We start from the raw sequence: 19,322 nt of genomic DNA on the forward strand, positions 1-19,322 counted from the left end.
CCGGCTCCTCACCCACGCCACGATCAGAACCCGCCGGTGTAGAGCAGCCGGTTCGGCGAGCCGGTGCCCGGGCTGACCACCACGCCGGCCGTCGTCGCCGCGATCACCGCCGCGTTCACCTGCGCCGGCGTCGCCGTCGGGTTCGATGCCAGGTAGAGCGCGGCCGCGCCGGCCACGTGCGGCGCCGCCATCGACGTACCGCTGATGGTGTTTGTCGCCGTGTCGTTCGTCGACCACGCGGACGTGATGCTGATGCCCGGCGCGAACAGGTCCACGCACGTGCCCCGGTTCGCCCAGGACGACTTCCGGTCGCTGGAGTCGGTCGCGGACACGGTCAGCGCCTCGGCGACCCGGGCCGGGGACTGCGTGCACGCGTCCAGCGCGATGAGGCCGAGGAACCCGTTCCCGGCCGCGATCGAGTAGGTGACGCCCGCCGCGATCGACCGGCGCACCGCGTCGTCGAGCACGGTGTCCGCGCCGCCGCCCAGGCTCATGTTCGCCACCGAAGGAGCGTCCGCGTTCTCGGTCACCCAGTCGATGCCGGCCACCACCTGCGCGGTCGTGCCACTGCCTTCGCAGTCCAGCACACGCACCGCGACCAGCGACACGCCCTTCGCCACACCGTACGCGGTGCCGCCGACCGTGCCCGCCACGTGCGTGCCGTGACCGTTGCAGTCGTCCGCCGTGCCGCCGTCCACCGCGTCGAACCCGCTCACCGCACGCCCGCCGAAGTCACCGTGCGTGGTGCGGATGCCGGTGTCGATGATGTAGGCGGTCACGGTGCTCGCGGTCGTGCCGTAGGTGTACGACGCGTCGAGCGGCCGGTTGCGCTGATCGATGCGGTCCAGGCCCCACGACGGCGGGTTGGTCTGCGTGGCCTGCACCGTGTGCACCACGTTCGGCTGCACGTACGCCACCCCGGGCGCCGCCGCGAGCCGCCGGGCCTGCGCCGCCGACATCGTCGCCGCGAACCCGCGCACCGCGTGCTCGTAGGTGTCCCGCACGGTCGCGCCGTGCCGCTTCGCCAGCTCCTGCGCCTTCGCCGGCACCGCCGTGGTCCCGTCGTCGAGCACCACGACGTAACTGTCCGGCACCACCTCCGCGCCCGGCGCCTCGAGGATCGTGCCCTCCACCGGCGCCGCCGCCGAGGCACCCGGCAGGCCGAACGTGCCGATCAGCACCGCGAACCCGGCCGCCATCGACAGCCGTACTCGTCTCGCCATCCGAACCTCCCTCGAAGGCCGAGCCACGAGGCTCGGCCGCCCATGCCCGGACGGTAACAACCACATAGACGTAAGGGAATGGTTATGGATCCGGCGTATTCTCGTCCCGTGCCGGTCACGATCCGCCCGCGGCCGATCGCCCGGCTCACGTTCGCGACCACGTTCGTCGCCGGTGAATGCGCCGTCGAGCTGCTCCGGCCGTTCCCGCCGTACCCCGGCACCCGGGTCTCGACCGGCGGCACCGACGTCGTCGTCCGCACGCCGGGCGGCGCCGAGGCCCGTCACCCGGGCAGCGGCCACCGGCTCTGCCGATAGCATCCGGGGAGCCGCAACCGGACCGCAACCCGGATGCACCCGGCCCGCCACCGTGCCACGGCTTCATGATCCTGTGCGGCAGATCCCCTGCGGCGCACGGACGGCAGACAGGACGGCGGCATGGTGACCAACACGCTTCGCACCCCCGAAACGGTGGCGCTCGACCCCTGCGCGCGGAGCCTGCTCGTGGCCACCGTCGCCCGCCACGTCGCGCTCCCGTCGCTGCCCGACGGCGACGTCCCCGACCTCGGCATCGAGCGCCGGTAGGAGGCGATTACTGTGCGCCAGACCACCATGCCGTACCTGACCAGCGCGTTCATCGTCCCCGTGGCGCTCCCCGAACCGGAGCCGACCGGCCTGCCCGCCGCGCCGACCGTCCTGGTCGCCGACGACGACGAGGACGTCCGCGCGCTCATCGAGTTCACCCTCGAATCCGCCGGCTACCGGGTGATCCTGACCGGCGACGGCCTCTCCGCGCTCAGCCTCGCGGTCCAGCACCGCCCTCAGCTGATTCTGCTCGACGTGGTCATGCCCGGCATGAACGGCCTGGACATCTGCTACGAACTCCGCGCAAAACCCCGCACCACCGACATCCCGGTCCTGATGCTCAGCGGCCGTGACGCCGCCGGCGACATCGACCTCGGTATGACCCTCGGCGCCAACTACTACATGACCAAACCGTTCCGCCCCCAGGAACTGATCAACCGCGTCGAGCGCCTACTGTCCATGTCATAGCTCCTCCCGCGGCGGCCTCGCGGCCGCTGCCGCCGAGTCGCTGCCGCCGAGCCGCTGCCGGGTGGCGTCCGCTGCCGTTCGTCGCCTTGGCGCGGTAGCCGGCTCAGCACGGATCGGCCGTGTCCCACACGTAGCTGAACCGGTGCGGGTCGGGCCGCGGCGCGGACAGCTAGCCCGGCGGCCGCGCTGGTCAGGACGACGCTCGACGACGGTCAGCGGGCACGTCTCCACCGTAGCGGAGGCTCGACCGAACGACCGCGCATCAGGATGCCCACGCACAGGAGCACGCCGGCGGTCGCGGCGACGTGGAAGCCGGGTCCTTTGCGGTCCTCGCGGATCCATTCGATGACGTTGCCGGACTCGTCCTCGCCGATGCCGAAGCTGCGGCCGGTGCCCAGCACGGAACCGTAGAACACCAGGCAGATCATGGCTGCGAGAGCCGCGGCGGCCAGCGCGCCGCACCACGCGAGCCGGGTGCCCCGTACGGTGCCTGCCACCGCGACACCCCACAGCAGCAGCACCAGCGGGCCCAGGTACCACCGGGGACCGTCCGGGAGCAGCAGCACCTCGGCGCCGGTGACCCGGCCGTCTTTCCACGTCAGGACCCATGGCAGCGCCAGTGACGCCACCAGCGCGGTCGCGGCGAGCCCGGTCACGGCGGCCCACGGCCGCACCCTCATCATCGGCTTCGTGCGCATCCCGGTCCGACGCTGCCCGCGCCGGACCGGGTTCCGGCACGGCCGGATCGTGACCGGGCCGCAACCATGATCAGCTTTGGGTCCGAAGAGGAGCAGGGACCACGAGCAGATTTCCCGCTTCCGGCGTGGGCGCTTTCCGAGTGCTCCCGACTCCGTTGCCCATTCGGCGGTGGCTCGCCGCAAAGGATCATTGATCGACACGAAAGAGAGGTCGAATATCGAAGTTGACCTTTCTTTCGTGTCGGTCAATGATCCTTCGGGCATGAGTGGTCGCGACAGCGCGACCACTCATGCCGGCTTCCGCTCGACGCTGTCCGAGCTGTGGCGGAAATAATCCGAGATCTCGGGCTGATGCTTCCGGTCTCCGGGCAGGGCTCGCGGCTTCCGATGCCGAAAGGGCAACGGAGTCGCTCCCGCGGGCAACGGTCGTCGCTGGCGCTCCTTCCTGCACGATCCGCGGGTGGTTCCGGAAACCCCCGGCGAGTCACGCGTTCCCGCCCCTTCCTGGCGCCGCGGGCCGCGTACGCGCGCGCCGGCCGTGAACCCGCACCGGCCTTCGTGGTTGACCTGCGTCGGTACGTGCGGGGAGGAACGTCAGCGACGACCGGTGCGCGCGGAGCGCTGGGTAAGCGGCCACGCCGGAAGCGGGAACATGGGTCTGTTCTTCTCAGTCCGTGAGCGCGAGCCGGGTCGCGGTGACGAACGCGTCGAAGATCGTCGTGGTGGTGTGTTTGCGCCGGGCGCGAGTGTTCTCGCCGAACATCAGGTCGCGCAGCTTCGTGGTCAGCTCCAGCTGGGTGCCGGCGCGGGTGTACGTGCGGTTGGCGATGTTGTCCGGGTCGGTGCCGGCCAGCGCGGGCACCGTGGACGCGTCGATGTTCCGGATGCCCGCGATGTCGAACCGCTGGCGCAGCGTGGCCTTCAGGTCCTGGTCGAGGCCGCCGACCAGGACCGCGGCGGCGTCCGGTTCCAGGCCCGCCTGGGTGGCGGTGCAGCCGTGCAGCGAGACGGTGCGGCGGGCGCCGCCGGTCAGCGAGAGAGCGACCGGGTCGTCGCAGTGGGTCGAGGTGACGTGCAGCTCCGCGTTGCCGGACGGCCGCAGGCCCTCGAAGAGCCAGTGGTCGTGGAGCGGGCCGTTCCCCGGCGTCTCGTCCGAGGGGTGGTAGCCGGCGATCGCGATGGCCAGTTCGGACGTGCCGGGCTCGATGCCGCCGCCGTGCACCGCCAGGATCGTGGTGGCCGGGAACGGCGTGGTGCCGGTGTGCGCGGCCGCGTGCCGGCGGTAGCGGCGGGTCCAGTCGATGTGCTCGAGCGCGGCGAGCTTCCGGTAGAGGTCGGTGTTCGACGAGTAGAGGTCGTCCGCCGCCGGCGCGGGACGGGCGCCGGTCGCGACCGCGATCGGCGGTGCGGCGATCACGCCGAGCGCGGCCAGCAGGGTCCGGCGGTGCAGCCTGTCCATGGTCTTCTCCCCGTGCCGGAATCGCAATCATGGTCGGAACCGCCAGTATGGACGCCCGTCAGGCGAGGCCGTCCAGGAGCGTGTCCAGGTTGTGACCGAACGTATCCGCCGCGTCGAGATGGCGCCGTCGACGACGAGCCGGGCGATGGTGGGGTAGCGGCCGGTGTCGAGGTCGCACCGGGATGAAACCATGGCGGCATGACTCCAGAGCAGCACGCCACCCGCGCGGAGGAACTCGTCGCGGAGGCTGAGCAGTTGTACGGTGACCTCCGCCTCGACGTCGAAACCGCCGGAAAGGCGGATCAGGCGCTCTGGGGCTTCCTCGACACCACCGTGCGCCTCGGTCAGCTGCACGCCACCCTGGCGCTGCGGACCCCGGAGACTCCTGCCCAATAGCGGGCCGGCCCAGGATCTGATGCGACGCCTCGGCGACGATCTCGGGCTGGCATCTGGTGCCTGGCCCGGCCGGCCACGAGGACGGCGCCGCCGGCCAGTGCGCGGTGAGCGCGGCCCGGTACGCGCGCTGGGCCGCGGCATCGGCGGACGCCGGCCGGGAGTGACGACCCGGACCGGCACGTCGGGCAGGCCGTGCCGTGCGCGCAGCTCGGCCGCGGGTGATTCGCCGACGGGAGTGCCGGGTAGCGGGGACCTGTGAATCGCGATCTCGTCAGAGGCCTGACGGCCGCCTGGGGCCTGCCCGAGTTCCGTGACGGGCTGCGGCACCTGATCGACCTCGACGAGATCGCGGTGCTGCTGGCCACGCTCTCCGTCTCGGACTCCGGTCACGATCGTGAGGTCGAACGCGGCCTGCTGGACCTGCTGCGATCGGCGCTGGACCGGGCCGAGATCCGCGAGGCCGTACTCCTGCTGCTGGAACGCGACGAGGTGCGCCGCCCGCTGGTCGCCGCGACCGCCGAGCCGTTCGCGGACCGTCCCGCGCTGGTCGCCGCCGTCACCGCCGCGGCCGAGGATCCGGCGGTGCGGCGCGAGGTGCGGGCGGTGCTCGACAACGCCCGGGTCCGCGCCCTGATCTGGGCCGCGATCGACAACCAGGTGGCCGACAACCGCCTCGGCCTGGTCCGCCGCGCCGCGCTCCTCTTCGTCCGGCACCCCAGCGTCCGCCGCCTCACCTGGGCCCTGCACCGCCACGGCGTCCTCCGCGCGCTCCGCCACGAACCACATTGACCCCCCACCCAAGATCAACAACCATCACACGGTACGGCCGGGAGCGCCGGGGCCGCCCCACGTGCGAGATCGGCGCGATCGGGTGCTTCCGCGCGGCGCGGGGCGATCCGTAGGTCGATCGCTGGATGTGGATGCGCCGCGGTCGTCCGTACCGTCAGGGCATGAAACGGTTCTTGATCTGGGTTGGCGTGATCTGTGCGCTTTATCTGGTGGTCCGGGCGGCGATCGAGCCGTTCGTGATCGACTTCAGCGATCCGGGGACCTATCGGCACGACTGGGGCGGGCCGTCTCTGGCCGGGGTGCTGGCGGCGCACATGGGACCGGGGATCGTGTCCGCCGGAATCCTGGTCTGGGCCGTGTTGCGGCGGCGCCGGCGTCGGTAGGTGCGGCGTGTCCATGAGGCGGGCCGGCGACAGAGGGCGCGGCGTGTCTACGAGGCGGTGTCGAGGAGGGCGCCGAGTGCGGCGGCGCCGGTCAGCAGTGCGCGGGAGCGTGCGGTCAGGGCGGTGTCCCGGGTGTCGAGTGCCTGCCGCGCCCCGGTGTGGCGCAGGTCCGGCAGCAGCGTGCGCAGCGTGTCGATGCGGTAGCCGGCGCGGCGCAACTGGTCGGTGATGCGGGCGTCGCGGACCGCGTCGGGGGAGTAGACGCGGTTGTGGCCGGTGGCGTCGCGGTCCGGGACGACCAGGCCCTCCGCGTGCCAGTGCCGGAGCGTGGAGGAGCGGACGCCGAGCGCGGCGGCCAGTTCGGAGATGGTCATCGCGTCGTCCGCGCGCACGTCGAGGATCGGCTCGGCGGAGATCGACCTGGCCGCCTCCTGGGCCGTGCGCAGGTTGCGGCGCTCCGCGTCGAGGCGGGCGTGCGCGGCGTCGAGCAGCTCCAGCAGGTGCGCCGGCGGCGGCCGGTGGGCGGCGCGCACGATCACCCGGGCCTCGGCCGGGCCGACGCCGGCGGCCAGCGCGCGGTAGGCGCGCGCGGCCAGCACGTGCCGGTCGGTGTAGTCGCGGTGACCGCCGGCGCTGCGCGTCGCGGGCGGGAGGACGCCGTCGCGCTCGAGATTGCGGATCTGCTGGACGGAGTAGCCGGAGCGCCGGGCGACGTCCACGGTCCGCATCGGCCGATTGTAGACCTGGATGCCGTCCGGCCTCGGAATCATGGTGCGGAAGTCTCCATAAGCACTTCAATGACAGGCTTGAGGGCATGACGATGGACGAGATCATTGCGTACGTGTCCGGGCTCGACCGCGGCGTGCTGGCGCTGCGACCGCGGGAGGGCGACGGCACGCCGGAGATCGCCTGGGGCGACGCGTTCTTCTACCACTCGCCGGACGGCAGCGTGCCCACCACGGTCCAGCCGTTCGCCACGATCGTCACCAAGGACTACCCGAACGACACGTCCTCCCGCCTGGACCGGCCGGAGGCGTTCCGGGTGAACATCCACGCGCCGAAGGACGATTTCGTGCGGCTCATCGGTCACGCGCCCCGGGATGCCGGTGCGGCCGGGGCCGACCCGAGCGCGCCGGACACGGTGGTGCCGCATCCGGTGTACGGCACGATGGGCTGGCTGTCGATCGTCAGCCCGGGCCCGCGGACCGACGAGACCGTCCGCGACCTGCTGCGAAAGGCGCACGAGGTGGCCCGCTCCCGCTACGAGCGCCGCATGGCGGAGTGATCGCCCGGGGATGACGCGCCGCGCGTCGGAATGACCGGCGGGGGGTGATGCGCCGGCGGAGCGACCGCCCAAGGGCGCGGAGTCGGCCACCCGAGGGTGACGCGCCGAAGGCCTACCGCCCCGACAGCGGCGACACCCGGTGCACCGACCGGCGGGGCATCGGTGGGTCGATCCCCCGGCCGCCCGCGGGTGGCCTCCGCCGGGCCGCCGGGCCGATGCGGTCGCGATCGGATGTGCTCCTCGGCGACGAGACGGCGTGCCGGAGCCGGCACGCCGTCCTGTCGCGCCGCGGTGTGCGTACCCGCGGAAGGGTTTCCGGGTTTCAGGCGGCCGCGGTCGCGGTCATGGCGGCGCCGGTGAGCTCGACGGACCTGGTCCGGGCGGCGGCGTCCTCCGCGTGGTGGGCGGTGATCAGCTCGTCGGCGCGGATCGACGCGGCGAACGCCTCCAGGTAGTCGCGGACCTCCTCGGGCGTGCCGACCGCGGTGTAGCGGGTCATCTGCGCGAGCTGCTGACCGTTCGGCGAGTCCAGGAACGCGTCGATCTCCGCGTCGGTGAAGTTCTGGCCGACCACGCCGCGGGTGATGAACGCGCGGGTGCGGTTGCGGTAGGCGCGGGTCTTCTGGTCCTCGGCCTCCTCGCGCGTGTCGGCGGCGATCACGTTCACGCCGGCGATCACGTACGGCTCGGACAGCTGCGCGGACGGCGTGAACGTGTCCCGGTAGACCTGCACGGCCTGCTGCAGCGCGTCCGGCGCGAAGTGCGAGGCGAACGCGTACGGCAGGCCGAGCTGCGCGGCGAGCTGCGCGCCGAACAGCGACGAGCCGAGGATGAACAGCGGCACCTCGCCGTCCGGCTTCGGGTAGGACTGCACGCCGGGGATGCGCGTCCTGCCGGTCAGGTAGCCCTGCAGTTCGAGGACGTCCTGCGGGAACGACTCGGCGGAGAGGTGGTCGCGGCGCAGCGCGCGCATGGTGACCTGGTCGCTGCCCGGTGCGCGGCCGAGCCCGAGGTCGATCCGCCCGGGGTAGAGCGTGGCGAGCGTGCCGAACTGCTCCGCGATGACCAGTGGTGAGTGGTTCGGCAGCATGATCCCGCCGGAGCCCAGCTTGATCGACTCGGTGTGCGCGGCCACGTACCCGATCAGCACGCTCGTCGCCGACGACGCGATCGTCGCCATGTTGTGGTGCTCGGCGTACCAGACGCGCTGGTAACCGCTGCGCTCCGCGGCGCGGGCCAGCTCCACGCTGGCCTCGAAGCTGTCACGCGCGGTCTGGCCGGTCGCGATCGGGGCGAGGTCGAGCAGGGAGAGTGCGGTGGGCATCATGTCGCCTTCCGGTTACAGGTCATGGTGCAGGCGTTCCGCGAACGCGCGGATGCGGGTCTCGTCACGGCGGTAGTACGTCCACTGGCCGCGACGCGTGGCCTGCAGGAATCCGGCACGCTGGAGGACGGCGAGGTGCGCGGAGACGGTCGAGGCGGAACACCCGGCGCGCTGCTGGATCAGGCCCACGCAGACGCCGAGCGGCTCGGCGCCTGCCTGGTCGCTGAAGTGCACGGCCGGGTCCTTCAGCCACTCCAGGATGCTCAGGCGCGTTTCGTTCGCCAGGGCCTTGCACTCGTCCAGCACGCGTACCGTCCTTCGGTATTTCGCTAAGTTCCGAAATTACGTCACGCACCGTGTCAACGCCACCGTGACGCTGCTTACGGCGTGAGTCTCCGCAGGACGGCCGGGATGCGTGCGGCGACGTCGCGCTCCTCCGGGCTGAGCGTGCGCAGCGCGTCGGCGACGATGGCCGCGCGGGCGTGGCGCGCCTCGGTCAGCCGCGCCGAGCCGGCCGGTGTGATCACCACGACGACCTGGCGGCGGTCGAGCGGGTCCGGGGTGAGCGTGACCAGGTGCTGCTCGGCCAGCAAGTGGACGGTGCGGGTCATCGACTGGTGCCGCACACCCTCGCGGCGCGCCAGGTCGGCGATCGACAGCGCGCCCTCCCGGCCGAGATGGCCGAGCGCGGCGAGTTGCCCGGGCGGCATGGCCTCCAGCGTGCGCACCCGCCGGACGAAGTCGCCGACGGCGGCGCGCAGGGCCTCGGCCAGCTCCAGATCATCGCTCATTGACACAACAGTACAGCCATGCTGTACGTTGGAGATGTACAGCAAGCCTGTAGAGACGGAGTGAGTCCATGAGTTACGACCCGTACGCGATCGCGTTTCCCGCTCCGGCGTTCACGCTGCGATCCGATGACTTCGCGGCCGACGGCCCGCTGCCCGCGTTCGCCTACGCCGCGCACGGAGCCGAGTCACCCTCCCTGACCTGGGACGGGCTGCCCTCCGGCGCACGCAGCCTGGTGGTGACCGCGTTCGACGCGGACGCGCCCGTCCCCGGCGGCCTGTGGCACTGGGCGGTCAAGGACGTGCCGCCCGCGGCCGGCGGCCTCGGCCGGGGAGCTGGAGAGGGAAGTCCCCTGGTCAACAGCCTCGGTACGACCGGCTACGCGGGCGTCAACCCGCCGCCGGGGACCGGTACGCACCGGTTGTTCATCTGCGCCACCGCGCTCGACGTGCCCACGCTGGACGTGCCGGCCGGCGCGAGCCTGGCGCTGCTCAACATCCTGATGATCCCGCACACGGTGGGTCGCGCGATCCTGGTCGGCACCAGCGCCCCCTAGCCGGCTGTCCACGATCCAGGCGTCATCGCGGCGCTGGAACGACGTGAATGACGCCTGGATCGTGGTCGTGGACCCGGCACGTTGGTGGACAGCACCAGCGGGACAGCACTCATCGCTGATCGTGACTACTGTGTGCCGGGTGACGGACATGGTCAACAGACGACATGCGCTGCGAGCCGCGGTGGTCGGCGGTGCGGCCGCGGCCGGTGCCGCGGTGATGGCACCGGGCGCGGCACAGGCGGCCCCGGGCGACGACGGGTGGATCTCCGTGGTCGACCACGGCGCGGCCGGTGACGGCATCACCGACGACACCGCGGCGATCCAGGCCGCGCTGAACGCGGCGAAGGCGGCGGTGCCGCAGAAGAGCGTCTCCTTCCCGGCCGGGCGCGTCTTCCGCGTCACCGGGGAGATGAGCCTGAACGGGTACGCGAACGCGACGATCGCCGGTAACGGGGCGACGCTCGCGCTCACCGGCGCACGGCCGACCGAGTCGCACATCAGCACGGTTCTCCGGCTGACCGACGTCCGTGAGCTCACCATCGAAGACCTGACCATTCGCGACACCGACCGCACCCAGGTCTACAACGGCCTGCTGCTGGCGAAGGCCCAGCGGTGCGTCATCCGCGGCGTCCGGGTGATCGATGTGCGATTCACCGGCATCTCGGTCTTCGACAACCCGCCGGCCCCCGTCGGCGCGCCGGCCGCCTCCGACGACGTGCTGATCACCGGCTGCGTCGTCGAGGGCACGCGGCAGGGCATCTCGGTCAACGGGCGCGACGTCCGCATCGTCGGCAACCACGTGGCGATGGACTGGTGGTCCACGGACGAGGCGGCGCGGGGCCCATGGCAGCCGGCCTCCGACTACTACGACGGCATCAACGTGCTGGCCGGGTCGGACCGCGTCGTGGTCTCCGGCAACACGGTCACCGACTGCGGTCAGTCCGGCGTCTACACCCAGTCGGTGCGCAACCTCGTCGTCACCGGCAACACCGTCACCGGGTGCGTGCTGCGCGGCATCGAGGTCGACGGGCAGCGCAAGCACCTGGAGAGCGCCGACGACGTCGTGGCGGAGAAGGACAAGCTGCGTGCGTACGGCGTGACGATCACCGGCAACACGCTGCTGGACAATCTCGGCAACATCAACATTCTGTACGCGCTGGACGTCACCATCACGGGCAACCGGGTGCACAACAAGCGCGAGTCGACGTGCATCGCGATCAACCAGGGCACCGAGCACGCGGTCGTGGTCGGCAACCACTGCCGTCAGGACGACCCGAACCGGGCGGCGATCTGGGTCAAGCCGGTCGAGACGCTGCCCGACGGCACGGTGGTGCCGGGCACGAAACACGTCACCATCGCCTGGAACGACGTCGAGGCCGCGTACGACTGGTACGCGCCCGCGGACACCGTCGTCATGCAGCGGACCGGCGACGCGGAGATCTCCGCGGTCGGCACGATCAGGGCGACCGGCGCGATCAGGTCCACCGGCAAGATGCTCGCGGCGGGCGGTCTCGGCGTGGGCAACAGCGCCAGCGCGTCCCGGCCGGGCACGGTGGTCCGCAAGATCGAGGTGTTCGACGCGGAGGGGAGGAGTCTGGGCTTCGTCCCGGTCTACAACGCGATCACGTGAGCACGCGTGGCCCGCGCGTGGGTCCGCGGAGCGCGCATCGGCGTCACCAGCGGGCGCGCCAGTACTGCGGGGCGTGCGGGAGGGCGGCGGCCGGGGTGCCGAGGTCGGCGGCGGCCTGGGTGGCCCAGCGGGGGTTGCGGAGCGCGGCGCGGCCGATCGAGACGGCGTGCGCCTGGCCGGTGGCGAGGATCGTCTCGGCCTGGGCGGCGTGGTCGATCAGGCCGACCGCGCTGACGACCACGTCCGTGCCGGTCAGCGCGCCGGTGAGGTGCGCGGCCAGTGGCACCTGGTAGCCGGGGCCGACCGGGATGACGCCACCCTGACTGAGGCCACCGCTGGACACGTCCACCCAGGTCACGCCGTGCTCGTCGGCGAGCGCGCGGATCAGGCGGGCGGAGGACTCCACGTCCCAGCCGCCCGGGACCCAGTCGGTGCCGCTGATCCGGATGCCGAGCGGCTTGTGCGCCGGCCACACCTTCCGCACCGCGGCGACGACCTCGTGCACCAGGCGGGTACGGCCCCGCTCGTCCGCGCCGTACCCGTCGGTGCGGGTGTTGGTCAGTGGGGACAGGAACTGGTGCAGCAGGTATCCGTGGGCGGCGTGGATCTGAACCACGTCGTAACCGGCCTCGTCGGCGCGGCGGGCGGAGTCCGCGAAGGCCTCGACGACCGCGGCGATCCCGGCCTCGTCCAGCGCGGTGGCCGGGTCCAGCGGCGGCAGGACCGGGCCGTCGGCGGCGCTGACCGTGGACCATCCGCGCTCGGCGGCGGGCACGGTGGCGACCGGCATGTCCGGCAGCGAGGGGTAGGTGGAGGCCTTCCCGCCGGCGTGGGCGAGCTGGACGCCGGCGACCGCTCCCTGCGAGCGGGCGAAGGCGGCGATCCGGGCATGCGCGGCCTGCTGGGTGTCGTCGTACAGGCCGAGGTCGCGCGGCGAGATGCGCCCGCGCGCCTCGACCGCGGTGGCCTCCGTCATGACCAGGCCGAAACCGCCGGAGGCGAGGGAGCCGAGGTGCACCAGGTGCCAGTCGGCCGGCACGCCGTCCTCGGCGTCGGCGGAGTACTGGCACATCGGCGCCACGAACGCGCGGTTGCGGACGCGCAGGCCCGCGCCGTCGGCCGTGGGCAGGGTGATGGGCTCGAACAGTCGTCCGGTCACGGCGGTCACGCTTTCGGCGAGGCGGCATCTGTCGGTCGCCAGATTAGATGCAGACGCGCATAGTTGCCAACGCGTGATAATCGCCGTCACGTGTTCCCAAAGATCAGGTTCAGGTGGGCGTCGAGAGCGCCCAATGCGGTCTCGCCGGTGTAGTGGCCGCCCAGCAGGTAGAGCGAGAGGCCCTCCATGAGGCCCAGCAGCCCGGCGCCGGCCGCGTCCGCGTCCAGGTGTGGCGCGACGGTGCCGGCCGCCTGCGCCGCCCGGATCTGATCGGCCAGAAAGCCCGCCATCTGCCGCGTGCCGTCGCGCAGCAGATCCGCCGCGCCCGGCTCGACCGCGGAGTACGCGAGGAACGCCAGCCCGACCCTGCCGTCCGCGCGCCGGTCGTCGTCGAGCGGCATCAGCGTGCGCAACAGCGTGCGCACCAGGTCCGCCGGTGCGGCCGGCTGGCGCAGCCGGGCCATCGCGGCCTCGATGCGGGCGGTGGTGCGCTCCATGATCCCGTTGAGCGCGAACCGCATCATGTCGTCCTTGGTGGCGAAGTAGTGCTGCACCATGCCGGTGGTGACGCCGGCCTCGGCGGCGACGTGGCGCAGGCTGATGGCCTCGAGGCCACCGTCGGCGGCGACGCGCATGAGCGCCCCGGCGATGAGTTCGCGGCGTTCCCGGTGGTCGACCTTCTTCGGCACGCGTCCCATGTTTTCACATTGCAGGCGTATTGACACCCGGTGCGGCGGCTTTTACATTACATGTGCAACGTAAAAAGGAGGGGGCGAGATGTCAAAGCTGCTCAGGAAGGCCGTGCGGTGGGAGATCGCCCTCTGGGTGAGCCTCTACCGGCTGACGTTCCGGCGTCCGATGCCGATGGAGCCGGGCGCGCGCAGCTTCGGCTACATCCGGCCGATCGCGCCCGTGCTCGGCGTCTTCATCGTGGTGTCCGCCATCGACATCGTCGCCGTCGACCTGGCCCTGAACCATTTCCTGCCGACCTGGGGATGGCTGCGGGCCGTCGCGATCGTCCTCGGCGTCTGGGGCCTGCTCTGGATGATCGGCCTGACCGCCAACTTCCTCACCCACCGCCACTCGGCCGGCCCGTCCGGCCTGCACGTGCGCCACTCGCACGACCTCGACCTGAAACTGCCCTGGGAAACCATCGAGAGGGTACGGGCACAGAGTCGCTACCTGATGGAGGGCGACACGGTCCAGCGCGACAAGACCGTGGTCAGCATCTCGATCAGCAGCCTGACCGCGATCGACGTGGTCTTCCGCGCCCCGGTCACGCTCGACCTGCCGAAGGGCCGCGAGGAGGGCGTCACCGAACTGCGCTTCCACACCGACACGCCGGACGAGCTGGTCGCGTTCGCACGCACGTTCCTGCCCGACCCGGTCCGGGCCTGACCCGGCCGATGGTGTGGTGCCGTTTGCGTGTCCGTCGAGCTTCGCGTTGCAACAAGCCTGCACATCCAAGACATTGAATATTGGAAAGCGCTTTCCTAGAATGATGAACGTCATGTTTCGACGATGTTGCGATCTCTGTCGGCCGCAGACGTGGAGGGGCCAAGCGCTATGAGGACAGCAACTCGATGGAAAGTGGTTGTGGCGGTGGGCACGGGCGTGCTGACCGCGGCCGCCGCAGTCGTGATCGGCCTACCGACGACGGCAGCCGCCGCGACCGTGTTCAGCGACGACTTCAACGACGGCGACGCCAGCGGCTGGACCGCCTCGGGCGGATCCTGGTCGGTGGTCAACGACGGCACCCCGGTCTACCAACAGAGCGGCACCAGCTCGGATGCCCGCGCCCGCACCGGATCCGCAAGCTTGGCCGACTACACCGTCACGGTCCGCGTCAAGCCGACCGCGGTCAACGGCAGCAACCGGTTCGTGGCGGTGCTGGCCCGCGCCCAGTCGGCGACGAGCTATTACTACCTCGCCCTGCGCAGCAACAACACCGTCGAGCTGAAGAAGCTGGTCAACGGCTCGTCGACGACGCTTGCCTCGGCCGGCACCACGTTCACGCTCAACAACTGGCACACGCTCAGCCTGGAGGTGTCCGGCAGCACGCTGCGCGGTTCGGTCAACGGCGCCAGCATGCTCACCGTCACTGACACCCAGTTCGCGAGTGGACAGGTCGGCGTTGCCACGTTCAATGCCAGTGCCCGCTTCGACGACGTCGGAGTCGCGGACGGCCCCGGGCCGACGCCGACCACCACCGGCCCGACCACGACTCCCACGACCGCACCGCCGACCACGGGCCCGCCGCCGACGACGGGAATCGTCGGCTGGGCCACGCAGGCCGGTGGTACGACCGGCGGAGCGAGCGGCCCGACGGTGACGGTGAGCAGCTGGGCCGACCTCCGTACCCAGGCACAGACATCCGGCGCCCGGACGATCCTGGTCAACGGGATGTTCAGCGGGTCGGGCACCATCGAAGTCACCGCGGACAAAACCATCCGCGGAGTCGGCGCCAACTCCGGCGTGTCCGGCACGACGTTCAACATCGAGGACATGCAGCCGGCCAACGTCATCATCCAGAACCTGAACATCAGGGGTGTGCCCGGCGGTGACGCGATCCAGATCGAGAACGCCACGCACATCTGGATCGACCACAACACGATGTCGAGCACCATCGAGGACGACGTCGACTTCTACGACGGCATGATGGACATGACCCACGCCGCCGACTACATCACCGTCTCCTGGAACATCGTCCGCGATCACTGGAAGACCTCGCTTGTCGGGCACTCCGACGGCAACGCCAGTGAGGACGACGGTCACCTGCGGATCACCTACCACCACAACTGGTTCGACCGCACCTTCGAACGCAGCCCCCGGGTGCGTTTCGGTGAGACGGTCCACGTCTTCAACAACTACTACACGAACATCAACAACAACACCGCCTCGTACGCGATCGCATCCACTATGGATGCCGGCGTGCTGGTCGAAGGCAACGTGTTCGAGAACGTGCAGCAGGCATGCTGGTCGGCCAGCGGCTACGCGGACTCCGACCCCGGACGGCTGGTGGCCCGGGACAACTCACTGACCAGTTCAGGGCCCTGTGAGACCAACGGCACCGTGGCTGCCGTCCCGTACAGCTACACCGCGGAGAGCGTCAACACCGTCAAGGCAACCGTCGGCAGCGGAGCCGGCACGGGCAGGATCTAGCCGATCCTCGATCGGACGCCGGCGACCGGGCACCTACCCGGTCGCCGGCGCCGCTGGACCGAGTTCGCAGGAGCGGCAGCAGCGAATCCCACGCCGATGTGCCGCACTCTCCGGCCGCCGGGTGCCCGCCGTGGACCAGCTCGGCCCGGTTCAGCTTCCGGCCATGGTGATGACCAGTTTGCCGCCCTTCGGGCGCTGCTCGCGCTCCAGCTCCGTCAGGGCGGGAATCGCCTCGGTCAACCGGACCGTGCGGGCGATGGGCAGGCGCAGTGTCCGGGCCACCTTCTCCAGGTCGGCGGTCACCGGCCGGCCCATCATCGCCCGGAACGGGCCGGGCAGGGCGCTTCTGATCATTTTGGCCGGGGTCGGGACGATGTCGACGATGGTTCCGCCCGGCTTCAGCAGCGTTCGGGCCGCGGCGAAGGGAAGCAGGCCGGGCGTGTCGAAGACGAGATCGAACCGTCCCGCGAGGGCGGCCGGGTCGAAGCCGAAACCCACGACCGGTTCGACGCCGAGCTCGCGGGCCTCGTCGGCCGCAGGGTCGCGGCAGCTGCCGGCGACCGAGGCTCCCCGCGCCCGGGCGAACTGGACGGCGGCCCGGCCCACCCCGCCCAGGCACCCGTTGACGAAGACCGCCTGCCCGGGCCGGACCTCCGCCGTGGCCTGGTAGGCGGTCACGCCCACGGTCGGCAGCGCGGCGGCCTGCTCGTACGAAAGGTCCACCGGTTTGAGCACGACGGCCTTCTCCTGGGCGGTCACCATCTCGGCGAACGCGCCCGCCTGCAGGAACCGAGCCCCGCCGAGTACCGCGTCGCCGGTCTTCAGGCGGGTGACGTCTGCGCCGACCGCCTCGACGACTCCGGCGAAGTCGTGCCCCATCGCCCGGGGAAAGGAGCGACCGGTGATCAGCTTCATCTCGCCGTTGCGCATCTTCCAGTCCAGCGCGTTGGAAGCTGCCGCCCGGACGCGGACGAGAACCTCATCCGGACCCGGGCGTGCCGGCTCGAACTCGGCGAGCCACATCACCTCCGGGCCGCCGTAGCGGTCGTACTGAAGGCGCTTCACGAGGCGTATTCGTTCGAGATCTCGGTGGCGTAGTTCTTCCAGAGCGGTTTCATGGTCTCGGCGTTGACCGGCTGCCCGGAATCGATCATGGCCTTGAAGTCGCGGAAGTACTGCACGTACAGGTCCGGTGTGAACGTGTTCAGCATGACCGCGTTCTCGTCGCCGACGTTGGCGAACGTGTGCGGCGCCCCGGTCGGCACGATGACCCAGGTGCCCGGCCCGGCGTCGTACTGGTCCTCGCCGACGGTGAACCGGAACGTTCCCGCCAGCACGTAGAAGCCCTCGTCGTGCTGGGCGTGGCGGTGCTGCAACGGGCTCGGGGTGCCCGGTGGGATGGTGACCTCGGCGAACCCCAGCCGGTGGTCGGTGTGCTCGCCGTTCTCCAGGATGCGGATCTGGTGCGCCCCGCTGCCGAGGATCTCGCCCTCACCGGGGCGGACGATGTTTACCTTCGCCACGACTATCTCCCATTGCTATTGCCTGCCTTGGTGACCACCATCCTGTTCTGGGCCGTCCGTGCGCGTCTTGGTGGTGCGTGCACGGTTGCTGGTTGTCAGTGCGCGGGCGTTGTAGCCGTACGTCGCCTTGAAGAGCTTGCTGAAATGGGTGGGATCGGAGAATCCCCACCGGGCGGCCACGGCGGTGACCGTACGTCCGCTTCCGGCCAGCTCGGCCCGGCAGCGCTCCAGGCGGCGACGGCGGATCAGGGCCGCGACGGTGAGCGGCTGGTCCTCGAACAGCTTGTGCAGCCGGCGTACGGAGATGTGGTGGGCGACGGCGATGCCCAGCGGGGACAGATCGGGATCGGCCAGCCGGGCCTCGATGTAGCCGGTGATCCGGTTCCGCAGCCTCTCGTCCGGTGCCGGTTGCTCGTCACCCAGCCGGGCCTCCAGCGCGACCGCGATCAGCTCGATGACGGCGGCCGCCGACCGCAGCGCCTCCGCCTCGCGGAACCCGGTCGCCGACCGCGCCGACTCCCGGGCCAGCACGGAGACGAGAGCGCCCGGACCGTGGCTGCCGTCGATGCGTACGCCGATGAGCCGGTCGATCTGCGCGGGCCGGATCCGAAGCTCCCGGCGCGGAACCAGGATCGTGACGTGTGCCGCTGCGGTGCTCTCGAACCGGAGCGTACGCGTGGGATCGAGCAGCATCAGGTCGGCCGGCCCGAGTTCGGCGTCGCCGCGCCCCTGCTCGATCCGCGTCCGGCCCCGGGTCATCACCTTGACCGCCAGGTTCGCGCCGTCGGAGGCGTCACGCTCCCGCCCGATGCAGGCGCTCTCGGGCGTGTCGAGGGAGACCAGCCGCAGCGGCCCGAGGTCACGGGTGGTGATCCGGCCCTGGAAGTCGGCCCCGGCCAGCTTGTTGACCAGCGGCGGAAACCCGCTGGCGGACAACTCGCCCTGGAACGTCTCAAGATTACCGATCACCGGTCAACGATAACGGCGACACTTCCGCTCGGACATGGTGTTCGGCTGGGGTCACCGCGACGCCGGCCCGTATCTGCCCTACCGGGCTCTGGTGCACGCGGTGGACGGCTCGGTCGCGTCGGCGACCCACGGCCGGTCATCGACGAGCCAGCTCCGGACGCGGCCGTCCCTCAGGAGTCTTCTCGCGGACGCGAAGGGATCGCCCCGCGGCTTCGAAGCTCACAAGCAGAACCACCCGTGGGTACGGCCCGCCCGGTTCAGCCCGGCCCGGCTCAGCCGGACGGTGGGGTGCTGCCGGTCAGCGTGAGGAAACGGTCGACCGCTAGTTCGGCCGCGGCGCGGAGGTGATCGGCTGGGGGCGCCGGTTCGCCGAGCAGTGACCGGATCTGCACGTCGCGGACGACCAGCCCGTACAGCAGCTGGAAAGCGTCGGCGGGATCGTCGGCGCGCAGTCGGCCCTGATCGGTGAGGTGGGTCAGGTAGCCCTCGATCAGCGGCCCGGTCGTGTGCCGGCCGTGCCGCAGCAGCAGAGCGGCGAGGTCGGGGGAGGTCATGGCGGCCCGGTTCAGCGCCACCGAGGTGTCGCTGGTGAGCAGCCGCAGCAGGTTCTCGGCGATGACGGTCAGGGTCGCGCGCGGGTCGGCGGTGCTGTCCAGGGCGGCCGCCACGGCCGTCGTGACCTGGCCGGACTGCCGTTCGATCAGGGCCGCGAGCAACCCGTCGCGGTTGCTGAACCAGGTGTAGAGGCTCTCCTTCGAGCAGCCGGCGCGGGCGGCGACGGCCTGCATGGTGGTGCCGTCGAGGCCGTGGACGACAAGCTCGGCGAGCGCCGCGTCGAGGGCCGCGTGGCGACGGGCCTCCTGTTCGCCGGCGCGGGGCCGGCCCCGTCGGATCTGTCCGGTCACGGGGGCCTCCGATGCCACTAGC

General features: G+C 71.2%; 24 protein-coding genes. 11 read left to right on the top strand and 13 right to left on the bottom strand.

Annotation, left to right across the window (positions count from 1 at the left end):
• Positions 1 to 23: 23 nt before the first annotated feature.
• The gene (locus J2S43_RS11540) at positions 24 to 1,223 is read right to left on the bottom strand and encodes a S8 family peptidase (protein ID WP_306828899.1); all 1,200 of its coding nucleotides are present in this window, start codon (positions 1,221 to 1,223) and stop codon (positions 24 to 26) included.
• Between the two features lie 108 nt (positions 1,224 to 1,331).
• Between J2S43_RS11540 and J2S43_RS11545 the strand changes: the two genes are divergently transcribed.
• The 3 genes from J2S43_RS11545 (at position 1,332) to J2S43_RS11555 (ending at position 2,273) form a co-directional block, all read left to right on the top strand.
• Positions 1,332 to 1,538, top strand: coding sequence for a hypothetical protein (locus J2S43_RS11545; RefSeq protein WP_306828901.1), 207 nt, complete (start codon positions 1,332 to 1,334; stop codon positions 1,536 to 1,538).
• Positions 1,539 to 1,661: 123 nt separating this feature from the next.
• On the top strand, positions 1,662 to 1,805 hold the full coding sequence (locus tag J2S43_RS11550; protein ID WP_306828902.1) for a hypothetical protein: 144 nt from the start codon (positions 1,662 to 1,664) through the stop codon (positions 1,803 to 1,805).
• 12 nt (positions 1,806 to 1,817) lie between these two features.
• Positions 1,818 to 2,273 carry a response regulator transcription factor gene (locus J2S43_RS11555; RefSeq protein ID WP_306828903.1) on the top strand — a complete coding sequence of 152 codons (456 nt, stop codon included), beginning with the start codon at positions 1,818 to 1,820 and terminating at the stop codon, positions 2,271 to 2,273.
• A gap of 212 nt (positions 2,274 to 2,485) precedes the next feature.
• Here J2S43_RS11555 and J2S43_RS11560 read toward each other — a convergent pair whose 3' ends face one another.
• Both J2S43_RS11560 and J2S43_RS11565 read right to left on the bottom strand, forming a co-directional pair.
• Positions 2,486 to 2,953: a hypothetical protein gene (locus J2S43_RS11560; protein ID WP_306828904.1), complete on the bottom strand. Its 468-nt coding sequence runs from the start codon at positions 2,951 to 2,953 to the stop codon at positions 2,486 to 2,488.
• 685 nt (positions 2,954 to 3,638) lie between these two features.
• Positions 3,639 to 4,430, bottom strand: coding sequence for a poly-gamma-glutamate hydrolase family protein (locus J2S43_RS11565; protein WP_306828905.1), 792 nt, complete (start codon positions 4,428 to 4,430; stop codon positions 3,639 to 3,641).
• A 198-nt stretch (positions 4,431 to 4,628) separates the two neighbouring features.
• On the opposite strand from J2S43_RS11565, the gene J2S43_RS11570 reads away from it, so the two are divergent.
• From J2S43_RS11570 to J2S43_RS11580, 3 genes are all read left to right on the top strand, one after another.
• Positions 4,629 to 4,826: a hypothetical protein gene (locus J2S43_RS11570; protein ID WP_306828906.1), complete on the top strand. Its 198-nt coding sequence runs from the start codon at positions 4,629 to 4,631 to the stop codon at positions 4,824 to 4,826.
• A 255-nt stretch (positions 4,827 to 5,081) separates the two neighbouring features.
• Positions 5,082 to 5,615 carry a hypothetical protein gene (locus tag J2S43_RS11575; RefSeq protein ID WP_306828907.1) on the top strand — a complete coding sequence of 178 codons (534 nt, stop codon included), beginning with the start codon at positions 5,082 to 5,084 and terminating at the stop codon, positions 5,613 to 5,615.
• A 161-nt stretch (positions 5,616 to 5,776) separates the two neighbouring features.
• Positions 5,777 to 5,998 carry a hypothetical protein gene (locus J2S43_RS11580; RefSeq protein WP_306828908.1) on the top strand — a complete coding sequence of 74 codons (222 nt, stop codon included), beginning with the start codon at positions 5,777 to 5,779 and terminating at the stop codon, positions 5,996 to 5,998.
• 47 nt (positions 5,999 to 6,045) lie between these two features.
• Here J2S43_RS11580 and J2S43_RS11585 read toward each other — a convergent pair whose 3' ends face one another.
• Positions 6,046 to 6,726 (bottom strand): MerR family transcriptional regulator, encoded by a 681-nt coding sequence (locus tag J2S43_RS11585; RefSeq protein ID WP_306828910.1) that lies wholly within the window; start codon positions 6,724 to 6,726, stop codon positions 6,046 to 6,048.
• Positions 6,727 to 6,812: 86 nt separating this feature from the next.
• Between J2S43_RS11585 and J2S43_RS11590 the strand changes: the two genes are divergently transcribed.
• Positions 6,813 to 7,283 (top strand): DUF6194 family protein, encoded by a 471-nt coding sequence (locus J2S43_RS11590; protein WP_306828911.1) that lies wholly within the window; start codon positions 6,813 to 6,815, stop codon positions 7,281 to 7,283.
• A gap of 322 nt (positions 7,284 to 7,605) precedes the next feature.
• Here J2S43_RS11590 and J2S43_RS11595 read toward each other — a convergent pair whose 3' ends face one another.
• From J2S43_RS11595 to J2S43_RS11605, 3 genes are all read right to left on the bottom strand, one after another.
• A complete protein-coding gene (locus J2S43_RS11595; protein WP_306828912.1) occupies positions 7,606 to 8,607 on the bottom strand; it encodes an LLM class flavin-dependent oxidoreductase in 1,002 nt (333 codons plus the stop codon).
• A 15-nt stretch (positions 8,608 to 8,622) separates the two neighbouring features.
• Entirely contained in the window at positions 8,623 to 8,913 is a 291-nt protein-coding gene (locus J2S43_RS11600) for an ArsR/SmtB family transcription factor (RefSeq protein WP_306828913.1), read from the bottom strand.
• 74 nt (positions 8,914 to 8,987) lie between these two features.
• On the bottom strand, positions 8,988 to 9,398 hold the full coding sequence (locus J2S43_RS11605; protein WP_306828914.1) for a MarR family winged helix-turn-helix transcriptional regulator: 411 nt from the start codon (positions 9,396 to 9,398) through the stop codon (positions 8,988 to 8,990).
• A gap of 68 nt (positions 9,399 to 9,466) precedes the next feature.
• Between J2S43_RS11605 and J2S43_RS11610 the strand changes: the two genes are divergently transcribed.
• Positions 9,467 to 9,952 carry a YbhB/YbcL family Raf kinase inhibitor-like protein gene (locus J2S43_RS11610; protein WP_306828915.1) on the top strand — a complete coding sequence of 162 codons (486 nt, stop codon included), beginning with the start codon at positions 9,467 to 9,469 and terminating at the stop codon, positions 9,950 to 9,952.
• Positions 9,953 to 10,100: 148 nt separating this feature from the next.
• On the top strand, positions 10,101 to 11,582 hold the full coding sequence (locus J2S43_RS11615; protein ID WP_306839253.1) for a right-handed parallel beta-helix repeat-containing protein: 1,482 nt from the start codon (positions 10,101 to 10,103) through the stop codon (positions 11,580 to 11,582).
• 43 nt (positions 11,583 to 11,625) lie between these two features.
• Here J2S43_RS11615 and J2S43_RS11620 read toward each other — a convergent pair whose 3' ends face one another.
• Positions 11,626 to 12,741: an NADH:flavin oxidoreductase/NADH oxidase gene (locus J2S43_RS11620; protein WP_306828916.1), complete on the bottom strand. Its 1,116-nt coding sequence runs from the start codon at positions 12,739 to 12,741 to the stop codon at positions 11,626 to 11,628.
• Between the two features lie 86 nt (positions 12,742 to 12,827).
• Positions 12,828 to 13,439, bottom strand: a complete 612-nt coding sequence (locus J2S43_RS11625) for a TetR/AcrR family transcriptional regulator (protein ID WP_306828917.1) — start codon at positions 13,437 to 13,439, stop codon at positions 12,828 to 12,830.
• Positions 13,440 to 13,518: 79 nt separating this feature from the next.
• On the opposite strand from J2S43_RS11625, the gene J2S43_RS11630 reads away from it, so the two are divergent.
• On the top strand, positions 13,519 to 14,139 hold the full coding sequence (locus J2S43_RS11630; RefSeq protein WP_306828918.1) for a hypothetical protein: 621 nt from the start codon (positions 13,519 to 13,521) through the stop codon (positions 14,137 to 14,139).
• Between the two features lie 198 nt (positions 14,140 to 14,337).
• Positions 14,338 to 15,903 (top strand): pectate lyase family protein, encoded by a 1,566-nt coding sequence (locus tag J2S43_RS11635; protein WP_306828919.1) that lies wholly within the window; start codon positions 14,338 to 14,340, stop codon positions 15,901 to 15,903.
• Positions 15,904 to 16,053: 150 nt separating this feature from the next.
• Here J2S43_RS11635 and J2S43_RS11640 read toward each other — a convergent pair whose 3' ends face one another.
• The 4 genes from J2S43_RS11640 to J2S43_RS11655 all read right to left on the bottom strand — a co-directional run bounded on the left by J2S43_RS11640 (position 16,054) and on the right by J2S43_RS11655 (position 19,300).
• Entirely contained in the window at positions 16,054 to 16,968 is a 915-nt protein-coding gene (locus J2S43_RS11640) for an NAD(P)-dependent alcohol dehydrogenase (RefSeq protein WP_306828920.1), read from the bottom strand.
• The gene (locus tag J2S43_RS11645) at positions 16,965 to 17,426 is read right to left on the bottom strand and encodes a cupin domain-containing protein (protein WP_306828921.1); all 462 of its coding nucleotides are present in this window, start codon (positions 17,424 to 17,426) and stop codon (positions 16,965 to 16,967) included. The genes J2S43_RS11640 and J2S43_RS11645 overlap by 4 nt, the downstream gene beginning before the upstream one ends.
• 15 nt (positions 17,427 to 17,441) lie before the next feature.
• Positions 17,442 to 18,395 (bottom strand): helix-turn-helix domain-containing protein, encoded by a 954-nt coding sequence (locus J2S43_RS11650; RefSeq protein WP_306828922.1) that lies wholly within the window; start codon positions 18,393 to 18,395, stop codon positions 17,442 to 17,444.
• A gap of 272 nt (positions 18,396 to 18,667) precedes the next feature.
• On the bottom strand, positions 18,668 to 19,300 hold the full coding sequence (locus J2S43_RS11655; protein ID WP_306828923.1) for a TetR/AcrR family transcriptional regulator: 633 nt from the start codon (positions 19,298 to 19,300) through the stop codon (positions 18,668 to 18,670).
• Positions 19,301 to 19,322 lie beyond the last annotated feature (22 nt).

The sequence above is a fragment of the Catenuloplanes nepalensis genome, assembly GCF_030811575.1.
Taxonomy (GTDB): domain Bacteria; phylum Actinomycetota; class Actinomycetes; order Mycobacteriales; family Micromonosporaceae; genus Catenuloplanes; species Catenuloplanes nepalensis.